This is a genomic window from Micromonospora sp. NPDC003816 (assembly GCF_042874705.1).
In the GTDB taxonomy this organism is placed as follows: domain Bacteria; phylum Actinomycetota; class Actinomycetes; order Mycobacteriales; family Micromonosporaceae; genus Micromonospora.
In genome coordinates this window covers 689,288-705,645 of sequence record NZ_JBIANP010000001.1, presented here as the reverse complement: position 1 = coordinate 705,645, position 16,358 = coordinate 689,288, and the positions used below count along the sequence as shown (strand labels likewise).

At 71.3% G+C, this 16,358-nt stretch carries 15 protein-coding genes; 7 read left to right on the top strand and 8 right to left on the bottom strand.

Features of this window, described 5'->3' with window-relative positions:
• Position 1 precedes the first annotated feature (1 nt).
• From ACFYTT_RS03085 to ACFYTT_RS03075, 3 genes are read right to left on the bottom strand one after another with little or no spacing between them, the layout of a single operon-like run.
• Positions 2-829: a carbohydrate ABC transporter permease gene (locus ACFYTT_RS03085; protein ID WP_387257411.1), complete on the bottom strand. Its 828-nt coding sequence runs from the start codon at positions 827-829 to the stop codon at positions 2-4.
• On the bottom strand, positions 829-1,794 hold the full coding sequence (locus tag ACFYTT_RS03080) for a carbohydrate ABC transporter permease (protein ID WP_387257409.1): 966 nt from the start codon (positions 1,792-1,794) through the stop codon (positions 829-831). The genes ACFYTT_RS03085 and ACFYTT_RS03080 overlap by 1 nt, the downstream gene beginning before the upstream one ends.
• A 4-nt stretch (positions 1,795-1,798) precedes the next feature.
• Positions 1,799-3,067: an ABC transporter substrate-binding protein gene (locus tag ACFYTT_RS03075; RefSeq protein WP_387257408.1), complete on the bottom strand. Its 1,269-nt coding sequence runs from the start codon at positions 3,065-3,067 to the stop codon at positions 1,799-1,801.
• A gap of 147 nt (positions 3,068-3,214) precedes the next feature.
• On the opposite strand from ACFYTT_RS03075, the gene ACFYTT_RS03070 reads away from it, so the two are divergent.
• Positions 3,215-3,985 carry a FadR/GntR family transcriptional regulator gene (locus tag ACFYTT_RS03070; protein ID WP_131052414.1) on the top strand — a complete coding sequence of 257 codons (771 nt, stop codon included), beginning with the start codon at positions 3,215-3,217 and terminating at the stop codon, positions 3,983-3,985.
• An 85-nt stretch (positions 3,986-4,070) separates the two neighbouring features.
• Here ACFYTT_RS03070 and ACFYTT_RS03065 read toward each other — a convergent pair whose 3' ends face one another.
• Positions 4,071-5,462 (bottom strand): RICIN domain-containing protein, encoded by a 1,392-nt coding sequence (locus ACFYTT_RS03065; RefSeq protein WP_387257406.1) that lies wholly within the window; start codon positions 5,460-5,462, stop codon positions 4,071-4,073.
• 309 nt (positions 5,463-5,771) lie between these two features.
• Here ACFYTT_RS03065 and ACFYTT_RS03060 point away from each other — a divergent pair, with 309 nt between their 5' ends.
• Positions 5,772-6,233: a GNAT family N-acetyltransferase gene (locus tag ACFYTT_RS03060; protein WP_387257405.1), complete on the top strand. Its 462-nt coding sequence runs from the start codon at positions 5,772-5,774 to the stop codon at positions 6,231-6,233.
• 477 nt (positions 6,234-6,710) lie between these two features.
• On the opposite strand, the gene ACFYTT_RS03055 is transcribed toward ACFYTT_RS03060, so the two are convergent.
• From ACFYTT_RS03055 to ACFYTT_RS03040, 4 genes are all read right to left on the bottom strand, one after another.
• Complete coding sequence (locus ACFYTT_RS03055; RefSeq protein ID WP_387257403.1) at positions 6,711-7,901, bottom strand: helix-turn-helix domain-containing protein; 1,191 nt, start codon at positions 7,899-7,901, stop codon at positions 6,711-6,713.
• Complete coding sequence (locus ACFYTT_RS03050) at positions 7,891-8,049, bottom strand: hypothetical protein (protein WP_254876825.1); 159 nt, start codon at positions 8,047-8,049, stop codon at positions 7,891-7,893. The genes ACFYTT_RS03055 and ACFYTT_RS03050 overlap by 11 nt, the downstream gene beginning before the upstream one ends.
• A 187-nt stretch (positions 8,050-8,236) precedes the next feature.
• Positions 8,237-9,382, bottom strand: a complete 1,146-nt coding sequence (locus ACFYTT_RS03045; protein WP_387257957.1) for a helix-turn-helix domain-containing protein — start codon at positions 9,380-9,382, stop codon at positions 8,237-8,239.
• A gap of 902 nt (positions 9,383-10,284) precedes the next feature.
• Entirely contained in the window at positions 10,285-10,728 is a 444-nt protein-coding gene (locus tag ACFYTT_RS03040) for a GNAT family N-acetyltransferase (protein ID WP_176093731.1), read from the bottom strand.
• Between the two features lie 101 nt (positions 10,729-10,829).
• On the opposite strand from ACFYTT_RS03040, the gene ACFYTT_RS03035 reads away from it, so the two are divergent.
• Genes ACFYTT_RS03035 through ACFYTT_RS03015 form a run of 5 tightly spaced genes read left to right on the top strand, consistent with a single transcriptional unit; the run spans position 10,830 to position 16,330 of the window.
• Positions 10,830-12,128: an ATP-grasp domain-containing protein gene (locus ACFYTT_RS03035; RefSeq protein ID WP_387257402.1), complete on the top strand. Its 1,299-nt coding sequence runs from the start codon at positions 10,830-10,832 to the stop codon at positions 12,126-12,128.
• On the top strand, positions 12,125-12,952 hold the full coding sequence (locus ACFYTT_RS03030; RefSeq protein WP_387257401.1) for a Rossmann-like domain-containing protein: 828 nt from the start codon (positions 12,125-12,127) through the stop codon (positions 12,950-12,952). Before ACFYTT_RS03035 ends, ACFYTT_RS03030 begins: the two co-directional genes overlap by 4 nt.
• On the top strand, positions 12,949-14,004 hold the full coding sequence (locus tag ACFYTT_RS03025; RefSeq protein WP_387257399.1) for a PLP-dependent cysteine synthase family protein: 1,056 nt from the start codon (positions 12,949-12,951) through the stop codon (positions 14,002-14,004). The genes ACFYTT_RS03030 and ACFYTT_RS03025 overlap by 4 nt, the downstream gene beginning before the upstream one ends.
• Positions 14,001-15,029 (top strand): dipeptide epimerase, encoded by a 1,029-nt coding sequence (locus ACFYTT_RS03020; RefSeq protein WP_387257397.1) that lies wholly within the window; start codon positions 14,001-14,003, stop codon positions 15,027-15,029. The genes ACFYTT_RS03025 and ACFYTT_RS03020 overlap by 4 nt, the downstream gene beginning before the upstream one ends.
• Positions 15,026-16,330 carry an MFS transporter gene (locus tag ACFYTT_RS03015; protein ID WP_387257395.1) on the top strand — a complete coding sequence of 435 codons (1,305 nt, stop codon included), beginning with the start codon at positions 15,026-15,028 and terminating at the stop codon, positions 16,328-16,330. The genes ACFYTT_RS03020 and ACFYTT_RS03015 overlap by 4 nt, the downstream gene beginning before the upstream one ends.
• Positions 16,331-16,358: the final 28 nt, after the last annotated feature.

The following is a 16,358-nucleotide window of genomic DNA, read 5'->3' as shown; positions in this document are numbered from 1 at the left end:
GTCAGCCCTTCGTGGAGCCGGCGGCGACGCCGTCGGCGATCTGGCGCTGGAGGAAGAGGTAGACCAGCAGGACGGGGAGCGCGGCGATCAGCACGCCGGAGGCGAAGGTCGGGATGTCGTCGGAGTACTGCCCGCGCAGCGAGGTGACGCCCACCATCAGGGTGCGCTGGTCGGCCGAGGGCATCATGACCAGCGACATCAGGACGTCGTTCCAGCAGAACAGGGCGTTGAGGATGCCGACGGAGAGCAGCGCCGGGGTGCCCAGCGGCAGCATGATCCGGCGGTACACGCCGTAGAGACTGTTGCCGTCGATCCGGGCCGCGTCGACGATCTCCGGCGGGATCGACCGGTAGTAGCTGGTCATCAGGAAGACGGTGAAGGGCAGGAACTGGGCGACGTAGACGAGGATCAACCCGGGGTACGTGTCGATGAGCGCCGTGTCGGCCATGATCCGGGCCAGCGGCACCATGATCACCTGGAACGGTACGAAGAGACCCGCGAGGCAGCCGAGGAAGAGCGCCCGCGACCCGCGGAAGCGCACCTGGCTGAGGGCGAAGCCGGCCATCGAGCCGAGCAGCAACAGAAGGAGCACCGACGACGACACCACGATCACCGAGTTGACGAAGTATCGGCTCATGCCGACGCTGCTCCACGCCGTCTCGATGTTGTCCCAGCGCAGCTTGTCGGTCAGGGCGAAGCGGTCGAGGATGTAGTCGCGCCGGGTCTTCATCGCGACGTTCGCGGTGAAGAGCAGGGGGTAGATCGTCGCCAGGGCGAGCACCAGCATCGGGACGGCGATCAGCCACCGCCCCGGCCGCAGGCGTGACATCAGTTCTCCCTTCCGGCCCGGCTGAGCAGTTTGATCTGCACCAGCCCCACCACGAGCATGATCACGAAGAGGACCGTCGAGGCGGCCGAGGCGAGGGCGGGACGGTTCATCTGGCCCTGCTGGATCCAGATGTAGTACTCCGGGAGGTAGGTGGACCCCTCCGGGCCGCCGCTGGTCATCACGAACAGCAGGCCGAACATCGAGGTCAACATGCCGATCATCGTGGTGACGAAGACGAACTGGATGGTCCGGGACAGCCCCGGGACGATCACGTGCCGGATGACCTGGGCCAGTGAGGCCCCGTCCACCCGGGCGGCGTCCAGCAGGGCGGCGTCGAGGGTCGCGAAGCCGGCGAGGAAGACCACCAGGGACATCCCGAAGGTGGCCCAGACGTGCACGCCGACCACCACGAACATCGCGATGTCCGGGTCGCCGAGCCAGTCGATCGGGCCGACACCGGCCGGGCCGAGCAGGGAGTTGAGCGGGCCGTCCACCGCGAGCAGCAGGTTGAAGATCGCGCCGACGATGACCGGAGAGAGCACGGCCGGAAAGAAGTAGACGCTGCGGTAGAGCCGGTGCCCGGGGACCCGGAGGTAGATGAAGGTCGCCAGCAGGCCGGGGATCGCCACCGCCACCGGCAGCAGCAGCACCAGCCACCCGACGTTGCCCAGCGCGGTCCGGAACAGCGGGTCGGCCAGCAGTTCCCGGTAGTTGTCGACGCCCACCGCCGTGCCGTCGCGGGCACCGTCCCCGGTGAACGAGAAGTTGACGCCGAGCAGCAGCGGATACAGCCGCAGCACCACGATGATCAGCACAGCGGGGGCGACCAGGACGTACGGTGCGAGGCGCTCGGAGCGCAGGCGGCCGGCGGCCCGCGTCGCACCGGTCCGGCGACGGTCGGTCGCCGCGTCGGTCCGTCCGGCCGGAGCCGGACGGACCGACGACTGTGCGTTCCCGATCGGCACGAACTCAGCCCGCCTGGTCGGAGGCGGCCAGTTGCCGCACCACCTCGTCGACGCCGGCCGAGCCGCTGAGCAGTTGCTGGGACAGTCGGCCCATCAGGTCCAGGGTCTTGGAGGAGAGCGCCACGTGCAGGGCCGGCTTGCCGTCCGCGGTCTCGGCCACGATGCCGGCCACCGCCGGACCACCCTGCGACACGTCGATCGTGGTGTCGGCGGCGATCGCGCCCGCGTCCGCGTAGAAGGCGTTGAGCGCCTCGGTCGAGGTGAGCGAGCGGACCAGGTCGGCGGCGACCTTCGGGTCCTTGGTCCACTTGGCCACGCCGTAGCCGATCCCACCATCGAAGGGCAGGCTCGGGGTGGTGCCCTCGGTGACCACCGGGGCGTTCATCACGCCGAGCTTCTCCGGCGTCAGGAACTCGTTGAAGTCCTTCCAGTGCCCGACGTCCGACATCAGCCCGATGACGTGGGCGGCCTTACCGGACTGGAAGAGGGCGAACCCGTCGTTGAACATCGCGGTCGAGTTGGCGCCGTCGGTGTTCAGCCCGGCGTCGCCGGCCTCCTGCCAGAGCTGGAAGACCCGCTTGACGTGGGGTGAGTTCCAGTCGCGCTTGCCGGCGATCCAGTCGTCGTACTCCTGCGCGGTGAGCGTGGCGGAGCCCAGTGCGGAGAGCCAGAACTGGATGCCCGCGCCCTCCTTGTTGCCCAGCGCGAAGCACTTGGCGCCGGCCTTGGCGATGGCGGCGCAGTCGCTGAGGAACTCGGTCCAGGTCGTCGCCGGGGCGGCGGGGTCGAGCCCGGCCTTCTCGTACACCGCCTTGTTGTAGTAGATGGGGTGGCCCTGCAACGTCACCGGGCCGGCGTAGGTGCGGCCGTCCTTGGTGAAGGCGTCCCAGCCGGCCAGGCGCTCCCGGTCCTCGGCGAGGTACTCGTCCAGCGGCACCAGCGCGTCGACCCGGTCCCGGATCTGACCGCCGCCGTTGAAGAGCATGACGTCCGGGCCCTTGCCGGTCTGGATCGCCGCGCCCAGCAGCGTGTAGTACTGGTCGAACGGCTGCGCGACGAACTCGACCGTCACGTCCGGGTGTTTCTTGGCGAAGTCCGCCTTGGCCTTGTCGAGGTACGGCGCGGCGGACGCCTCACCGGACTTCCAGTCCCACACCACCAGCTTGCCCTCGGCGCCACCGGCGGACCCGCCCGATCCGGTGGCGCTTCCACAGCCGGCCATCGCTACCAGTCCCACAACGAGGACGGCGGACCATATTGTGCGCTGTTTCATCGTTGTTCACCTCTGAACGGCAATGGCCGACGGCTCCACCGCAGGCCAACAATGTGCGAAAACGTAACTCGTATGACGTCTGACGTCAACGGTCGGACGTACACTGACCACCGGACGTCGTGCCACGGCAAGCAAATCGGAGGGGACATGACGCCATCGCAGGAGACGACCGTGGATGCCACGGCCGCCCCGGCCTGGACCCGCCGGCCGCAGAACCTGGCGCGCGCCGTCACCGCCGAGCTGGTGCAGCGGATCGTGCGCGGGATGCACCCGTCCGGGTCTCCCCTGCCCCCCGAGCCCGTGCTCTGCGAGACCTTCTCGGTGAGCCGGACCGTGGTCCGGGAGGCGGTGAAGGTCCTCCAGGAGAAGGGCCTGGTGCAGGTACGCCAGGGCGCCGGCACCACGGTCACCGAGCCCTCGAACTGGGACATGCTCGACGAACTCGTCCTCGCCGCCACCATCGCCGAGGACGACAGCCTCGCCATTCTCGACGACCTGGTGGTCACCAGACGGCTGCTCGAATCGGACATGGCGCACGTCGCCGCCCGGCAGGCCGACGCCGAGACCATCGAGCGCCTGCGGGCCCTGGTCGACCGGATGGACGAACTCGTCGACGACACGGTCGCCTACCACGAGCACGACCGGGCCTTCCACGACACGGTGATGCAGGCGTCCGGCAACCGGATCGCCCGTGGGGTGGTCCGCTCGCTGGAGAGCCAGGTCGCCAACACCGCCCGGTACATGGGTCGCACCCAGCGCTCGCTCTGCGTGGCGTCCAACCGGGGACACCGCCGCATCTACGAGCGGATCGCCGCCCGCGACCCGGCCGGTGCCGCCGACGCGATGTTCACCCACATCACCGAGGCGTGGCTGGTCCGCCGCAAGGGCTCCGGCAAGCCGACCCGACTGCAACGCTGACACCGCCCCTCCATTCGCCGCCGGCAGCCGTCACCGGTCGTCGACCGGTGACGGCTGCCGTGGTGATCCCGCTGTCCTGTCGAGGTCAGGAGAACTGCGCGAAGAACCGCCAGATCTCACCCTTGGTCCAGGTCGTGATGCCGCTCTCGCCGTACGTCCCGTCCACCGGGCCGGGCATGTGCCCGTTGTCGAAGGCCGCCCACTGCACCGGGTAACCCGACCGGCAGCCGGAGTACAGGGTGGTGATGTGGGTGCGGCTGCCGCCACCGGGCTCGGGCGGATTCTGCGCCGCGCACCCGTTGTTGCGGACGAACGTGTCGCGCAGCGCGCGCCCCTGACCGATGTTGAGCACGTTGTCCGTGATGCCGTGCAGCCCGAAGTACGCGATCGGCTGGGTGCCGCCGGAGCAGCCGCTGATCTGGGCACCGGCGATCACCGCGACGGCCCGGAACACGTCGGCCCGCGCGCAGGCCAGGGCGTAGCTCATGCCGCCGCCCCAACTGAAGCCGGTGGCGAAGCGCTGCCTCGGGTTGACGCAGAGGTCGGCCTCGATCCGCCGGATCATGTCGTCCACGAACGTGACGTCCTCGCCACCGGCGTTGCCCCAGCCGTTACCGAGCCCCTGCGGCGCGACCAGGATCGCGCTGTTGTTGGACTGCTCCTGCTGGCCGTAGTACGACCAGGCGGTCCCGCTGGTGCCGCCGTTGGAGATCTCCTGCATGGTGCCGCCCCGCCAGTGGAAAGCGAAGATCAGCCGGTACGGGTTGTTCGGCTGGTAGTTGGCGGGTACGCGCAGGATGAACGACCGGCTCTTGCCGCCGCTCTGGATCGTGTGGGTGCCGCTGGTCAGCGTGGGCGTACGGCCGCATCCGCTGCCGCCCGTCGGCGGCGGGGTGGGGTTGCTCCCGTCGACGCGGGCGAGCTGCCACTGCTGGTTGCCGCCGTTCCAGTCGGCGTACTGGACGATGTTCGCCCCGTCGGCGGTCGACGCGCCCTGGACCTCGACGACCTTGCCGCTGTGCCGGCTGACCAGCCGGACGTGACCGCCGTCCGAGTCGGCCAACCGGAACTGCTGGTTGGCCCCGTTGTTGTCCGACCAGGCGACGATCGGGGCACCGTCGGCGGTGGACTGGTTCTGCACGTCGAGGACCTTGCCGGAGTGCCGGGACTTGAGCCGATAGAAGCCGCCGCCGGAGTCGACGAACTGCCACTGCTGGTTCGCGCCGTTGTTCCGCGTCCACTGACTGATCCGCGCGCCGTCGTTGGTGGCCGAGGCGTACAGGTCCAGCGCCTTGCCGCTGGTCCGGTTCACCAGCACGTACCACGCGGTGGTGTCGACCGTCGCGGCGGACGCGGGCGCGGCGTTCACCGCCACGACCGTGCCGGCCGTCATGACCACGGCGAGCGCGGCGGCCAGTCCGGATCGTCGACCGCGTCTCGGCGGGGAGGCGGGACGGGCCTCGCCGATGACTGTCATGGTCCACTCCTTCGGTCGGGGTCGCTCGCGGGCGGGACCGCCCGCGAGCGCCCGGCTGGGGGTGCCGGCGTCGGGTGGTGGCGTCAGCACGTCGGTGTGTCGTGGGGATGCCCGGACGGCGGCGCCCGATCCGGCGACACGAGCCCACGAGGGAGCGGTCCACCAGGTCGGGACGCCGTGTCGACGCCGGACGACCGGACCGCTCGCTCATCGAAATCTAACGATGCAAACGTCATACGTCAAACGACAGATGTAGGGCTGGCCCGGAAAGTGGCTGCACTGCGCCTCGCCGGGGACCAGAATGGCGCGGTGCGGATCACCGAGATCGACCCCGGCGCAGACGAGACACTGGCCCGAACGCTGCTGTCGATCCAGCACGTGGCGTACGCGGTGGAGGCGTCGCTCATCGGCGACGACCGCATCCCACCCCTGCACGAGACGCTCGACGCGCTGCGCGCCGCGCCGCTGCGCTGGCTCGGCGCCCACCACGACGGACGGCTGGTCGGTGCGGTGGCCTGGTCGGAGAACCCCACCGAGCGGGACATCGACCGGCTCGTGGTGGACCCGACGGCCCACCGTCGCGGCACCGGCACCGCCCTGGTGCGGACGCTCCTCGCCTCGGCCGGCGACCGGCGGACCGTGGTCGCCACGGGCGCGGCGAACCTCCCGGCCCGCCGGCTCTACGAGCGTCTCGACTTCCGCCTGATCGGCGAGCGCGAGGTCGTCCCCGGCCTCCGGATCGCCGAGTACGTCCGCGAACCGGCCACCTGACCCGTGGGGCTCGGTCGAACCGTTGCCCGGGACGCTCCTGCGCCGGGGACGCCTGGGTGGGTGTCGGGCGCCATGGACATGTCATGTTGGCGCTCGGTATGCGGTATCGCCGAGATCATGGACAGTTTCCGTTAACGCGAAACGGAAACTGTCCATGATCTCGCGTCGGCCACGAGTCGTGCGTCCGAGCGAGGTCACCGAGCCCCTGCCATCCTGAGGCACTCGCGGAGTCCCGCGAAACTGACGGGCAGGATGGAGATCCGCCACACGTGGGCACCGGTGCTCTGTGAGAAGCTGCGGCTGGAGAACTAAGCCAGCGGTTTTCGGGCGAGCAGGAGAGCCGTTGTCTCGGTAATGAACGCCCAGGACGCTGACACCTCGGCGGGAAGTCGGCCATCCTGTTCACGCATCCGTGCGGGAACGTACCAAGCGGCGTTGACAATGATCTACCGGGCTTCGTCGCTGGGCCGCAGCGGTTCAGACCAGCCCGAGGCTGATGGCGAGTTGGGTGATCGTCGTCGACGCGTCCTGGTCGCGGGCGACGTGGGCGACCATCTCTCGTACCGCCGGCCGGTGCCGGATCTCGGCGGGCGCGGTGGCGTCGGCCTGGATCAGCACTCGGGCAGCGTTGGTGGCGTCGTCGGTGTCCAGGTAGGCGCGAGCGGCGTCGACGAGGTGCGCGGCGCGATGCTCGACGGGCAGCCACCGCCACTCGTCACGCCCGATCGCCTTCTCGTGCCGCGCGACGGCGTCCGAGGTGTCGCCGAGTGCGACGGCGGCGGTGACCCGGGCCAGTTCGACGGCGGTCGGGCCGAACGCCGTGCGGTGGTGGTCGTGTCCCTCGCCGACTCGGGCGGCCATCTCGGCGGCTTCGTCCAGCAGGTCAGCGGTGGCGCGGTCGTTGCCGCAGGTCGCGGCGATGAGGGCGGCCTGCACGAGCAGACTGCCGCAGAGCGACACCTCCGGTGGTTCGCCGGTGTCGGGGTCGGGTGGGGCGATCTGGTAGGCGGCGGCCAGCATCACCGAGCGCGCCCGCGCCGACGTCCGGAGCACCTGACCGAGCTGCACCGACGCGCACGCCAACAACAGTCGGTCACCGGTGGCGGCGGACATGGCCCGGTCGGCGGCCAACCAGGCAAGCTGATGCTCGTCCAGCTTGACCAACAACGCCGTGGTGACACGGTACGCCTCCACCACCAACGTCCGACCCGCCTCCGAGTCCTGGGCGTACGCCCGGTGCACCGTGGTCAACAGCCCTGGCAGCAGGTCGATCAGGTGCGGGTATCGGGCGTGCTGGTAGGTGGTCCACGCGTGCGCGACCTCCCGCGCCACCCGCTCCGACGGCATCACCTCGCCGCGCGCCGACGGTCGACCGAGAGCCATCTCGTACGTCGACATCGCCGCCCTGATCCGGGCGACACCCTCATGACGCTCGACCGCATCAGCAGGCTCGGCGTCACGGCCGAGCAGAGTCGCGGCATCCACCCGCAGCACGGTGGCGATGTCCCGGATGACCGACAGCCGCTCCAACGACCGCACGCCACGTTCGACCTTGTCCACCCAACTCTTCGACTTGCCCAGGCGGTCGGCGAACGTCTGCTGCGACAGATTCCGCCGCGCCCGCAGGTAGGCCACCCGCCGCCCGATCGGCACGGGATCACCGGGCACGACGCCACCGCCGATCCGGCACCGCCCGGGTCGTCTCCTCGACCGGTATCCGCTCCGCCTCAGCCTGCGCCAGGATGCGCTGCTTCGCGGCCTCCCGCTCCGCCGCTTCCGCCTGCTCGCCACGGCTGTGCCCTCGCTCGTGTTCCACGCCGCCCACGTACGACCCCTCATCGGACAGGGCACGGTGGTGTGGGTACTCGGGAAGATGTGGCCACCGCCGCGCCGGTTCAGAGGCGCGACCGCTGCACATCGAAGACGGACGAACATGCGGACCGCGCTGTAATCGGGACGCTACGGAACGCACACTTGCTAGCTGGAACGCTTACGCACCACCGCTACGCGGCGAGGCTCATCCGCTCGCACAGCCCCCGCAACTCCGGCGAGGTCGCGCCCTTACGCAGCAACGACCGTGCCGTCTCCCGCGCCGACACCGACGATCGGGCGTGTTGCGATCCGACCCGTTCGGCAGCGAGCAGCATCCGCACCGCATCTCGGTCCCGGCCGACCGCCTCGGCGGCACGGCCCATGTCGAGCCAGAAGTACACCTGCCGCACCGCTGGCAGGCCCGCCAGCTCCACGCCCGACGCCGTCTGCAACGCCGCCTCCGGACGCCCCGTGTCGAGCAGGAACGCCATCAGCCACAGCGCCACGTTCCGTGGCCCCCAGGCGAGGTCCCACCTGTCGGTCTCCCCGGTGTGCGCCGCGATCTGCCCCGCCTCGGCAAGGTGCTCCTCCGCCCCCGCCTGATCCCGCAGCCCGGCGAGGTGATGCGCCCGCGCCAGGTGCAGGAACCCCAACACGTCCAACGCGCCATCTGCTCCACTGCCCGAAAGATCGGCTGACGCGACGTCACACAGCGCCCGCGCCGGACCGTACGCCCCCGAGTAGGCCCACACCCGCGCCCGATTCGCCGCCGCGACCCCGGCCGCCACCGGATCATCAAGCAACCCGGACGCCTCGGCACACCGCTCCGCCGCCAGCCACGCATGCGCCGGGTAGCTGACGTTCAGCAACGATCCCATCGCCACGCCGTACACCGGCACCATCTCCGTCAACGCCGCTCGTCGATCGGTGAGGCCGTGCATCGCCGGCACCAGGTCGACAAGCCGCCGCAACGCGCCCGCGTAGTCACACCGCCCGTACAGGCCACGCACGAGCGCCGCCTCTCGGCGTACCTGCTCGACGGTCGCCACCGCATCGGAACGCTTGGACATCGGCGTGTCCATCATGATCCGCCACACCCGCTCGGCGTCGATGCGCGCCGCGTCGAGCTGCCGATCAGTCGGCGTGTACGCCTGCCCGGTCAGGTCCACTACCGAGCATTCAAGGGCCGCCGCCAGATCCACCACCATGTACCGGTCGGTGCGCTGCTGGCCACGCTCGATCCGCGACCAGGAGGTGTGGGAGATCCCCGCCCGACTTGCCGCATAGCGCACACTCCAACCACGCAACTCGCGGCGAGCACGAATACGATCACCAATCGAGGGATCAACAGGTATCGGCCGACGAGCCATCAGCGGCACTCCCAGTTCACACGAGAACCCCTGCCGACCATCCCCGGCAGGCTGCCACTCCGGACGGTACACCGATCAGCACCGACAGCACCCGCACGTGCTTGATCATCAAGCAAGCCGTCAGAAGTTGAGGCGGACCTTCGAGCATCCGCCACCAGCTGGAACGCTACTCAATCCCCATGCACACACGGTGCTCAAGGCTCTCACTGCTGGCCAACGTTTCACGGGGGTCCTGTTCCCCCGTCTCCAAGAGCGCATACGGTCTGCGGGTGGCCCGGTCGCGCCTCCTACCCGCTCGCGACCGTTCACGGCCTCACGCTTATGCCGATGAACGTACGTCGTGCGGTCGGTGATGTTCTCCGTGCCAAGGTCACGCTCGATCCTGGATCGAGTGGCATCTCTTCGCTTCCGTAACCACTCGATCCCGGATCGAGCACGACCTTGAGGCCGGCGAGCGAGTGCGCCGGCGGGACGTTGATCCGATGCCCGGACCTGCCCTCCGATGAGCTGTTCCAACGAGGGAGCCTGATCAACGCACTCCATCAAGCACGGCATGTGGAGGGCGATAGCCGTTGGGAGGCGCTGACGACTGCACGAGCTGACGCTCTGGAGGGCTTTGACAACCTGCTTAAGGTACTCAGCGCACGGTAGGCAACCACTCAGGTGGGCTTGGCTTGTCTTCGGGGTGCACCTGTCGTCAGTCACCCTGCCGGCGCGCCGACTCTACGAGCGTCTCAGCTTCCTCCTGGTCGATGAGCGTGAGGTGATCCCCCGCCTCCGGATAGCCAAGTGCGCTCACCGACTGGCGGACTGAGCCGGTACTCCGGACAGGCCAGGCAGCGCTGTCACCTGACGTCGAGCCGGAGCGGTCAGTCCAGGTAGAGCCGGTAGCCCTGGGCGGTGGGGCGCAGGCCGCATGACTCGTAGAACCGGTGGGCGTGGAGACGGTCCACGCGGGACAGCAACTGGACCTTGTAGCAGCCGGCCGTCCGGGCCAGGTCGACGACCGTGTCGAACAGGCGACCGGCGACGCCCAGACGACGCGCCGCGTGCGTGACAATGACGTTCTCGACCAGCATGAACGGTCGGCCGCCCCGGGTGAGGTTGGCGACCACCACGCCGTCGACGGTGCCCACCACCGCGCCGTCGCGCACTGCGACAAGCACGGTGCGGCCGGGCTGGCCGGCGATCTCACGCCAGATCCGCGCAGCCCGTTCGGGCGGCAGCACCGGATCGTCCGGGTGCAGTTCGGCGTAGAGACCCAGCAGCGCCGCCAGGTCATCCTCGGTCGCCGTGCGCACGACTGTCGTCACGGGCGTCACCCTACCGACACGCCACGCCACACCCCCTCCTTCCTCTCGCAAATGAAAACCGTTACCATTGCCATCGCCTGTTGCCGAGTGGGGAGGCGCCGATGGCGCACGTGTTGTTGGTGGAGAGCTGGGTCGGGGCGATGAGCCACCTCCTGCCGCGAGCGGTGTTGGAGGCCGGGCACCGGTTCTCGTTCCTGACCCGGGACCTGCACCACTACCTGCGCGGTGCGCCGCCCGGCGGCACACATCCGCTGCTGGCCGCGCAGAACGTGCTGACCGTCGACACCAACGACGTACCCGCGCTGTTGCAGCAGGCCGTGCGGCTGCACGCGGCATTGCGCTTCGACGGCGTACTCACCTCGTGTGATTACTACCTGGACACGGTCGCCCAGGTGGCCGCGCACCTCGGGCTGCCCGGTGCGGACCCGGCGGCGGTGCGGCGGGCGTACCGCAAGGATCTGGCCCGCACGGCGATGGCCCGCGCCGGTGTGCCGCAACCCCGGTTCGCGCTTGCCGACGGCTGGGCGGCCACCGCGCAGGCCGCGCGCGAGCTGGGGTATCCGCTGGTGCTGAAGCCGGTGGACCTGTGCGCCGGCATGTACGTGCGGCAGGTGGCGGATCCGACCGAGCTGCGCGCCGCGTTCGACGCCCTCGCCGCGTTCCCGGTCAATGCTCGGCGGCAGCCGAGGGTGCCGGTGGTGCTGCTGGAGGAGCTGCTGACCGGTCCGGAGGTGAGCGTGGAGACGGTCACCGTCGACGGCGTGACCACGGTCGTCGGGATCACCGACAAGAGTCTCGGCGGTGCCTCCGGGTTCGTCGAGACGGGCCACATGTTCCCGGCGGTGCTGGACCCGGCGACCCGTGAGCGGGTCGGCGAGGTGGCGGTGGCCGCCCTGGAGGCGGTCGGGTTGGACCGCGCGGTCGGGCACACCGAGCTGCGGCTGACGCCGACCGGGCCGCGCGTGGTGGAGGTCAACCCCCGGCCCGCCGGCAACCAGATCACCGAGCTGGTGCGCCGGGTCACCGGCGTGGACCTGCCGATGGTGTACGCGCAACTCGCGCTCGGCGAACACCCGGACCTCACCCCGGCCGACACCGGCGTACGCAGTGCCGCGATCGCGTTCGTGCTGCCGCCGCGACCCGGCGTCGTGGCGCGGATCGACGGCACCGGGACCTGGTCGACGGATCCTCGGGTGGTCGACTTGTCGGTGAAGCCGGACGGCCACCGGGCCGGGGACGCCAGCAGCAACAACGACTACCTGGGTCACGTGATGGTGGTCGACACCGCCGGTGCCGGTGCGCGGACGGTCGCCGACCGGCTGGCCGGGCAGGCCCGGGTCTCGTACCTCGACGAGAGCGTTCCGGCCGGTGCCGACGCCCGGGTCGGGGTCGGGGCGTGACCGCCACCTCGCCGGCCCGACCGGCGTACCGGTCGATGTCGGCGCTGGTGGAGGCGGTGCGCGCGGGACGGCTCGGGGCCGATCCGGCGCGGGCCACGGTCAGCGTCGGGTTCGTCACCCGGCAGGGCGTGCGGCACGCCTCGCGGGCGCACGGCTACCGCAACCACGTGCTGAGTCTGCGGGTCGACGCGGCGGTCGGATCGTGCGCCATCGAGCCGGGCGAGCTGCCCGACGAGACCGCGTACGACTGCGTCGGCGCGTCCGTGGCGGAGCTTCTCGCCCACCCGCTGCTGCCGGTGCGGGTGGCCGCGCTGGACGCGTACCTGATGGCAGTGCGCCCGCACGCCGAGGCGGCGGACGCGACGGTCACCGTGCCGGGCGGCGGGTCGCTGGCCAAGTCACGGGCGCGCGCCGAGGCGGTGGTGGACCTGCTGCCCGCGAGCAGCCGCACGGTGCTGGTCGTCGGGGTGGTCAACTCGCTGTTGGAGCGGCTGCGGGCGACCGGTCGCCGGTATCTGCCGTGCGACCTGGCCGGGGGCCGCACCGAGTGGGGCGAGCCGCACCTGCCCGACGCGACGGCGGTGCTGGACCGCTGCGACGCGATCCTGGCCTCCGGCATGACCCTCGGCAACGACACGTTCGCGCCGTTGCTGGCGCACGCCGCCGCCGAGCGGAAACCCTTCGTGGCGTTCGCGCAGACCGGCAGCGCGGTGCTGCCGTGGTTCCTGGGCGCGGGCCTGACCGCCGTGTCGGCCGAACCGTACCCGTTCTTCTGGCTCGACGGCGGGCCGACGACCCTCTACCGCTACGGGGTGTCCGGATGAGCGCGCCGCAACTGTTGAACCTGGTCGGACACACCCCGCTGGTCTACGTCGACGCGCCGCTGCCGCACCCGCACGGCGGCTTCTGGGCGAAGGTCGAGTGTGCCGCGCCGGGGGGCATGAAGGCCCGCGCGGCGGTCACCATGCTGGCCGGGGCGCGGCGTCGGGGCGAGTTGCGCGACGGCGCGCCGGTGGTGGAGTCGACGAGCGGCACGTTGGGGATCGGGCTGGCGTTCGCCGGGCACGCCTTCGGGCACCCGGTGGTGCTGGTGGTGGACCGTGAGTTGGAGCCGTCGATGCGGGCGCTGCTGCGCGCGTACGGGGCCCGACTGGAGGTGGTCGACCGGCCGCATCCGACCGGCGGGTGGCAGCAGGCCCGGCGGGACCGACTGACCGAGCTGCTCGCGACGCTGCCAGGGGCGTACTGGCCGGATCAATACCACAACCCCGACAACGTGGCCGGGTACGCGAGCCTCGGTGACGAGATCGCCGCCCAGGTCGACGCGGTGGACGTGCTGGTGTGCAGTGTGGGCACCGGCGGGCACAGCGCCGGGCTGGCCCGGGCGTTGCGGCGGTCCTGGCCCCGCCTGCGGCTGATCGGCGTGGACACGGTCGGGTCGAGGATCTTCGGTCAACCGGCCCGTCCCCGGCTGATGCGCGGCCTGGGCAGCAGCATCCATCCCGACAACGTGGACTATCCGGCCTTCGACGAGGTGCACTGGGTCGGTCCGGCGGAGGCGGTGGACACCTGCCGTCGGTTGGCGCGTACCGGCTTCGTCACCGGGGGGTGGAGCACCGGGGCGGTGGCCCGGGTCGCCGCCTGGGCGTCGCGGACCCGGCCGGACGCGCGGGTGGTGACGGTCTTCCCGGACGGCCCACACCGCTATCTCGACAGCATCTTCGACGACGGCTGGTGCGCCCGGCACGGGCTGCTCGACTCCGTACACGGACACCCGGTGGAGATCCCGCACCCCGGCGCGGTGGAGGTCACCCGGTGGAGCCGGTGCCGGACGGTGACCGATCCGGTTGCCGACCGGGGGCGGGTGCCGGCATGAGGCTGACCTGGCAGGCGTACCCGCTGGTGCTGCGGGAGCCGCTGCGCATCTCCCGGTCGGTGATGGCCCGTCGGGAGGCGGTGCGGCTGACCGTGACGCACGACGGTGTCACCGGGCACGGCGAGGTCGTCACCAGCAACTATCTCGGACTCGACCGGGCGGCGATCGAGGCGTGCTGCGCCGGGTGGGCGGAGCGGGTGGCAAGCTGCCCGGATCCGGAGACGCTCCGGGCCGAGCTGGGCGCGTATCCGGGGCCACCGGGGGTGCGCGGGGCGCTCGACGCGGCCGTGCACGACCTGCTCGGGCACGCCCGGGCCGTACCGGTGCACCGGCTGGTGGGGGCGCCGCAACCGACGCCGGTGGCCACCGCGTACACCATCGGGCTGGTGCCGGTGCCGGAGGCGGCGGCGACCGCCCGACGGCTGGTCGCCGCCGGGTTCTCGGTGCTGAAGGTGAAGGCCGGCGACGCGGACGACCTGGCCCGGGTGGCGGCGGTCCGGGCCGCCGCGCCGGACGCCCGGCTGCTGCTCGACCCCAACGGCGGCTGGTCCGCCGAACAGGCCGTACGGCAGCTCGACGCGCTCGCGCCGCACAAGCTGGACGCGGTGGAACAGCCCATCCCGCCGGGCCGCCCCGACCTGCTGGCCTGGGTGGGTGCCCGCAGCGGCACGCCCGTGATCGCCGACGAGGACGCCGCCGGTCCGGCCGACCTGGACCGGCTGGCGGGCGCGGTCGCCGGGGTGAACGTGAAGCTGGCGCGGTGCGGCGGCATCACCGCCGCCGGGGACATGATCGAGGCGGCCCGGCAACGGGACCTGGACGTGATGCTCGGCTGCCTGGTGGCCAGTTCGCTCGGCATCGCCCCGGCGGTGCACCTGGCCGGTCTGGCCCGCTGGGTGGACCTGGACGGCCATCTGCTGCTCGCCGACGACCCGTGGACCGGCATCGGCGGTCGGGACGGTGTGCTGCGCCTGTCGGGGGCGGCCGGGCTCGGGGTGGCACCGGCGGCGGAGGCACCCCGGTGAGGGCCACCTGGGCGTCGTGGCGCGGCTTCCCGGTGCCGATCCGGCTGCTGGTGGTCAACCAGCTCGGCGTCAACGTCGGGTTCTACATGCTGCTGCCCTTCCTGGCCGGCTATCTCACCGACCAGATCGGGCTCTCGGCCGCCCTGGTCGGCCTGGTCCTCGGGGTCCGCAACCTGAGCCAACAGGGACTGTTCCTGCTCGGCGGATCGGCGGCGGACCGGCTCGGCGCACGCGGGGTGATCATCGCCGGGTGTGGGCTGCGGGCGGTCGGCTTCGCGGTGTTCGCGGTCGGCGGGTCGCTGTCGGCGCTGCTGGTCGCCTCGGTGCTGACCGGTCTGGCCGGTGCCCTGTTCAACCCGGCCGTGCGCGCCTATCTGGCCCAGGCCGCCCCGGACCGGCGGGCCGAGGCGTTCGCCCTGTTCAACGTGTTCGCCAGCGCGGGGGCGCTGATCGGGCCGCTGGTCGGCAGCGCGCTGCTGCTGGTCGACTTCCGGGCGGCGGCGACCGGGGCCGCGCTGGTGTTCGCCGCGTTGACCGTGGCGCAGGCGCTGGTGCTGCCGGCCCAGCCGGTGACGGCCAGCGGGCAGAGCGTCGGCCGGGACTGGCGGGAGTCGCTGACCGACGGCCGGTTCCTGGCGTTCACGGTGGCGTTGAGCGCGCTGTTCGCGTTGCAGACCCAGCTCTATCTGGTGCTGCCGGTGCAGGCGGAGGCGGTCACCGGCACGCCGCTGGCGGTCGCCGCACTCTTCGTCGTCTCCACCGTGGTCACCGTGGCGGGGCAGGTCCGCATCACCGCGCGGCTGCGTCGCCGCGTCGACCGGGGCACCGCGATCGCCGCCGGGATGGCGGTGACCGGCGCCGGTTTCCTGGTGCCGCTGCTGCCGCTGGGCGGTCCCCCGGCGGTCCGCGTCCTGCCGGTGCTCGTCACCACGCTGGCGCTGGCAGTGGGGGTGATGGTGGCGCAGCCGTTCGTGCTGGAACTGCTGCCCGGATTCGCCCGCACCGGGCTCACCGGCACCTACTTCGGCGTCTTCTATCTCGCCTCGGGCGTGGTGGCGGCGCTCGCCACCACCGCCGTCGGCGGGCTCATGCAGACCGGATCGGACGGCGCGGCCGAGCGGGTCCCGGCCGGGGCGTGGCTGCTCTGCGCCGCCCTCGGACTGGCCTCGGCCGCGGCGGTGCGGGTGCTGCACCGCCGGAACCTGCTCGGCCCCCGACCGGTCGCCGACACCACACCGGACACCGTCCCGGGCGACGCGCGGATGCCCGCCGTCACCCCTCGCCGCCCTGGCGCGGCCTGAACACCGCAACACCTTCGAGAGGAAACCC

Bases quoted from the DNA above. Each gene is read 5' to 3' on its own strand.
- ACFYTT_RS03065 (WP_387257406.1), bottom strand. From the start codon at position 5,462: ATGACAGTCATCGGCGAGGCCCGTCCCGCCTCCCCGCCGAGACGCGGT.
- ACFYTT_RS03070 (WP_131052414.1), top strand. From the start codon at position 3,215: ATGACGCCATCGCAGGAGACGACCGTGGATGCCACGGCCGCCCCGGCC.
- ACFYTT_RS03020 (WP_387257397.1), top strand. From the start codon at position 14,001: ATGAGGCTGACCTGGCAGGCGTACCCGCTGGTGCTGCGGGAGCCGCTG.
- ACFYTT_RS03075 (WP_387257408.1), bottom strand. From the start codon at position 3,067: ATGAAACAGCGCACAATATGGTCCGCCGTCCTCGTTGTGGGACTGGTA.
- ACFYTT_RS03085 (WP_387257411.1), bottom strand. From the start codon at position 829: ATGTCACGCCTGCGGCCGGGGCGGTGGCTGATCGCCGTCCCGATGCTG.
- ACFYTT_RS03025 (WP_387257399.1), top strand. From the start codon at position 12,949: ATGAGCGCGCCGCAACTGTTGAACCTGGTCGGACACACCCCGCTGGTC.
- ACFYTT_RS03035 (WP_387257402.1), top strand. From the start codon at position 10,830: ATGGCGCACGTGTTGTTGGTGGAGAGCTGGGTCGGGGCGATGAGCCAC.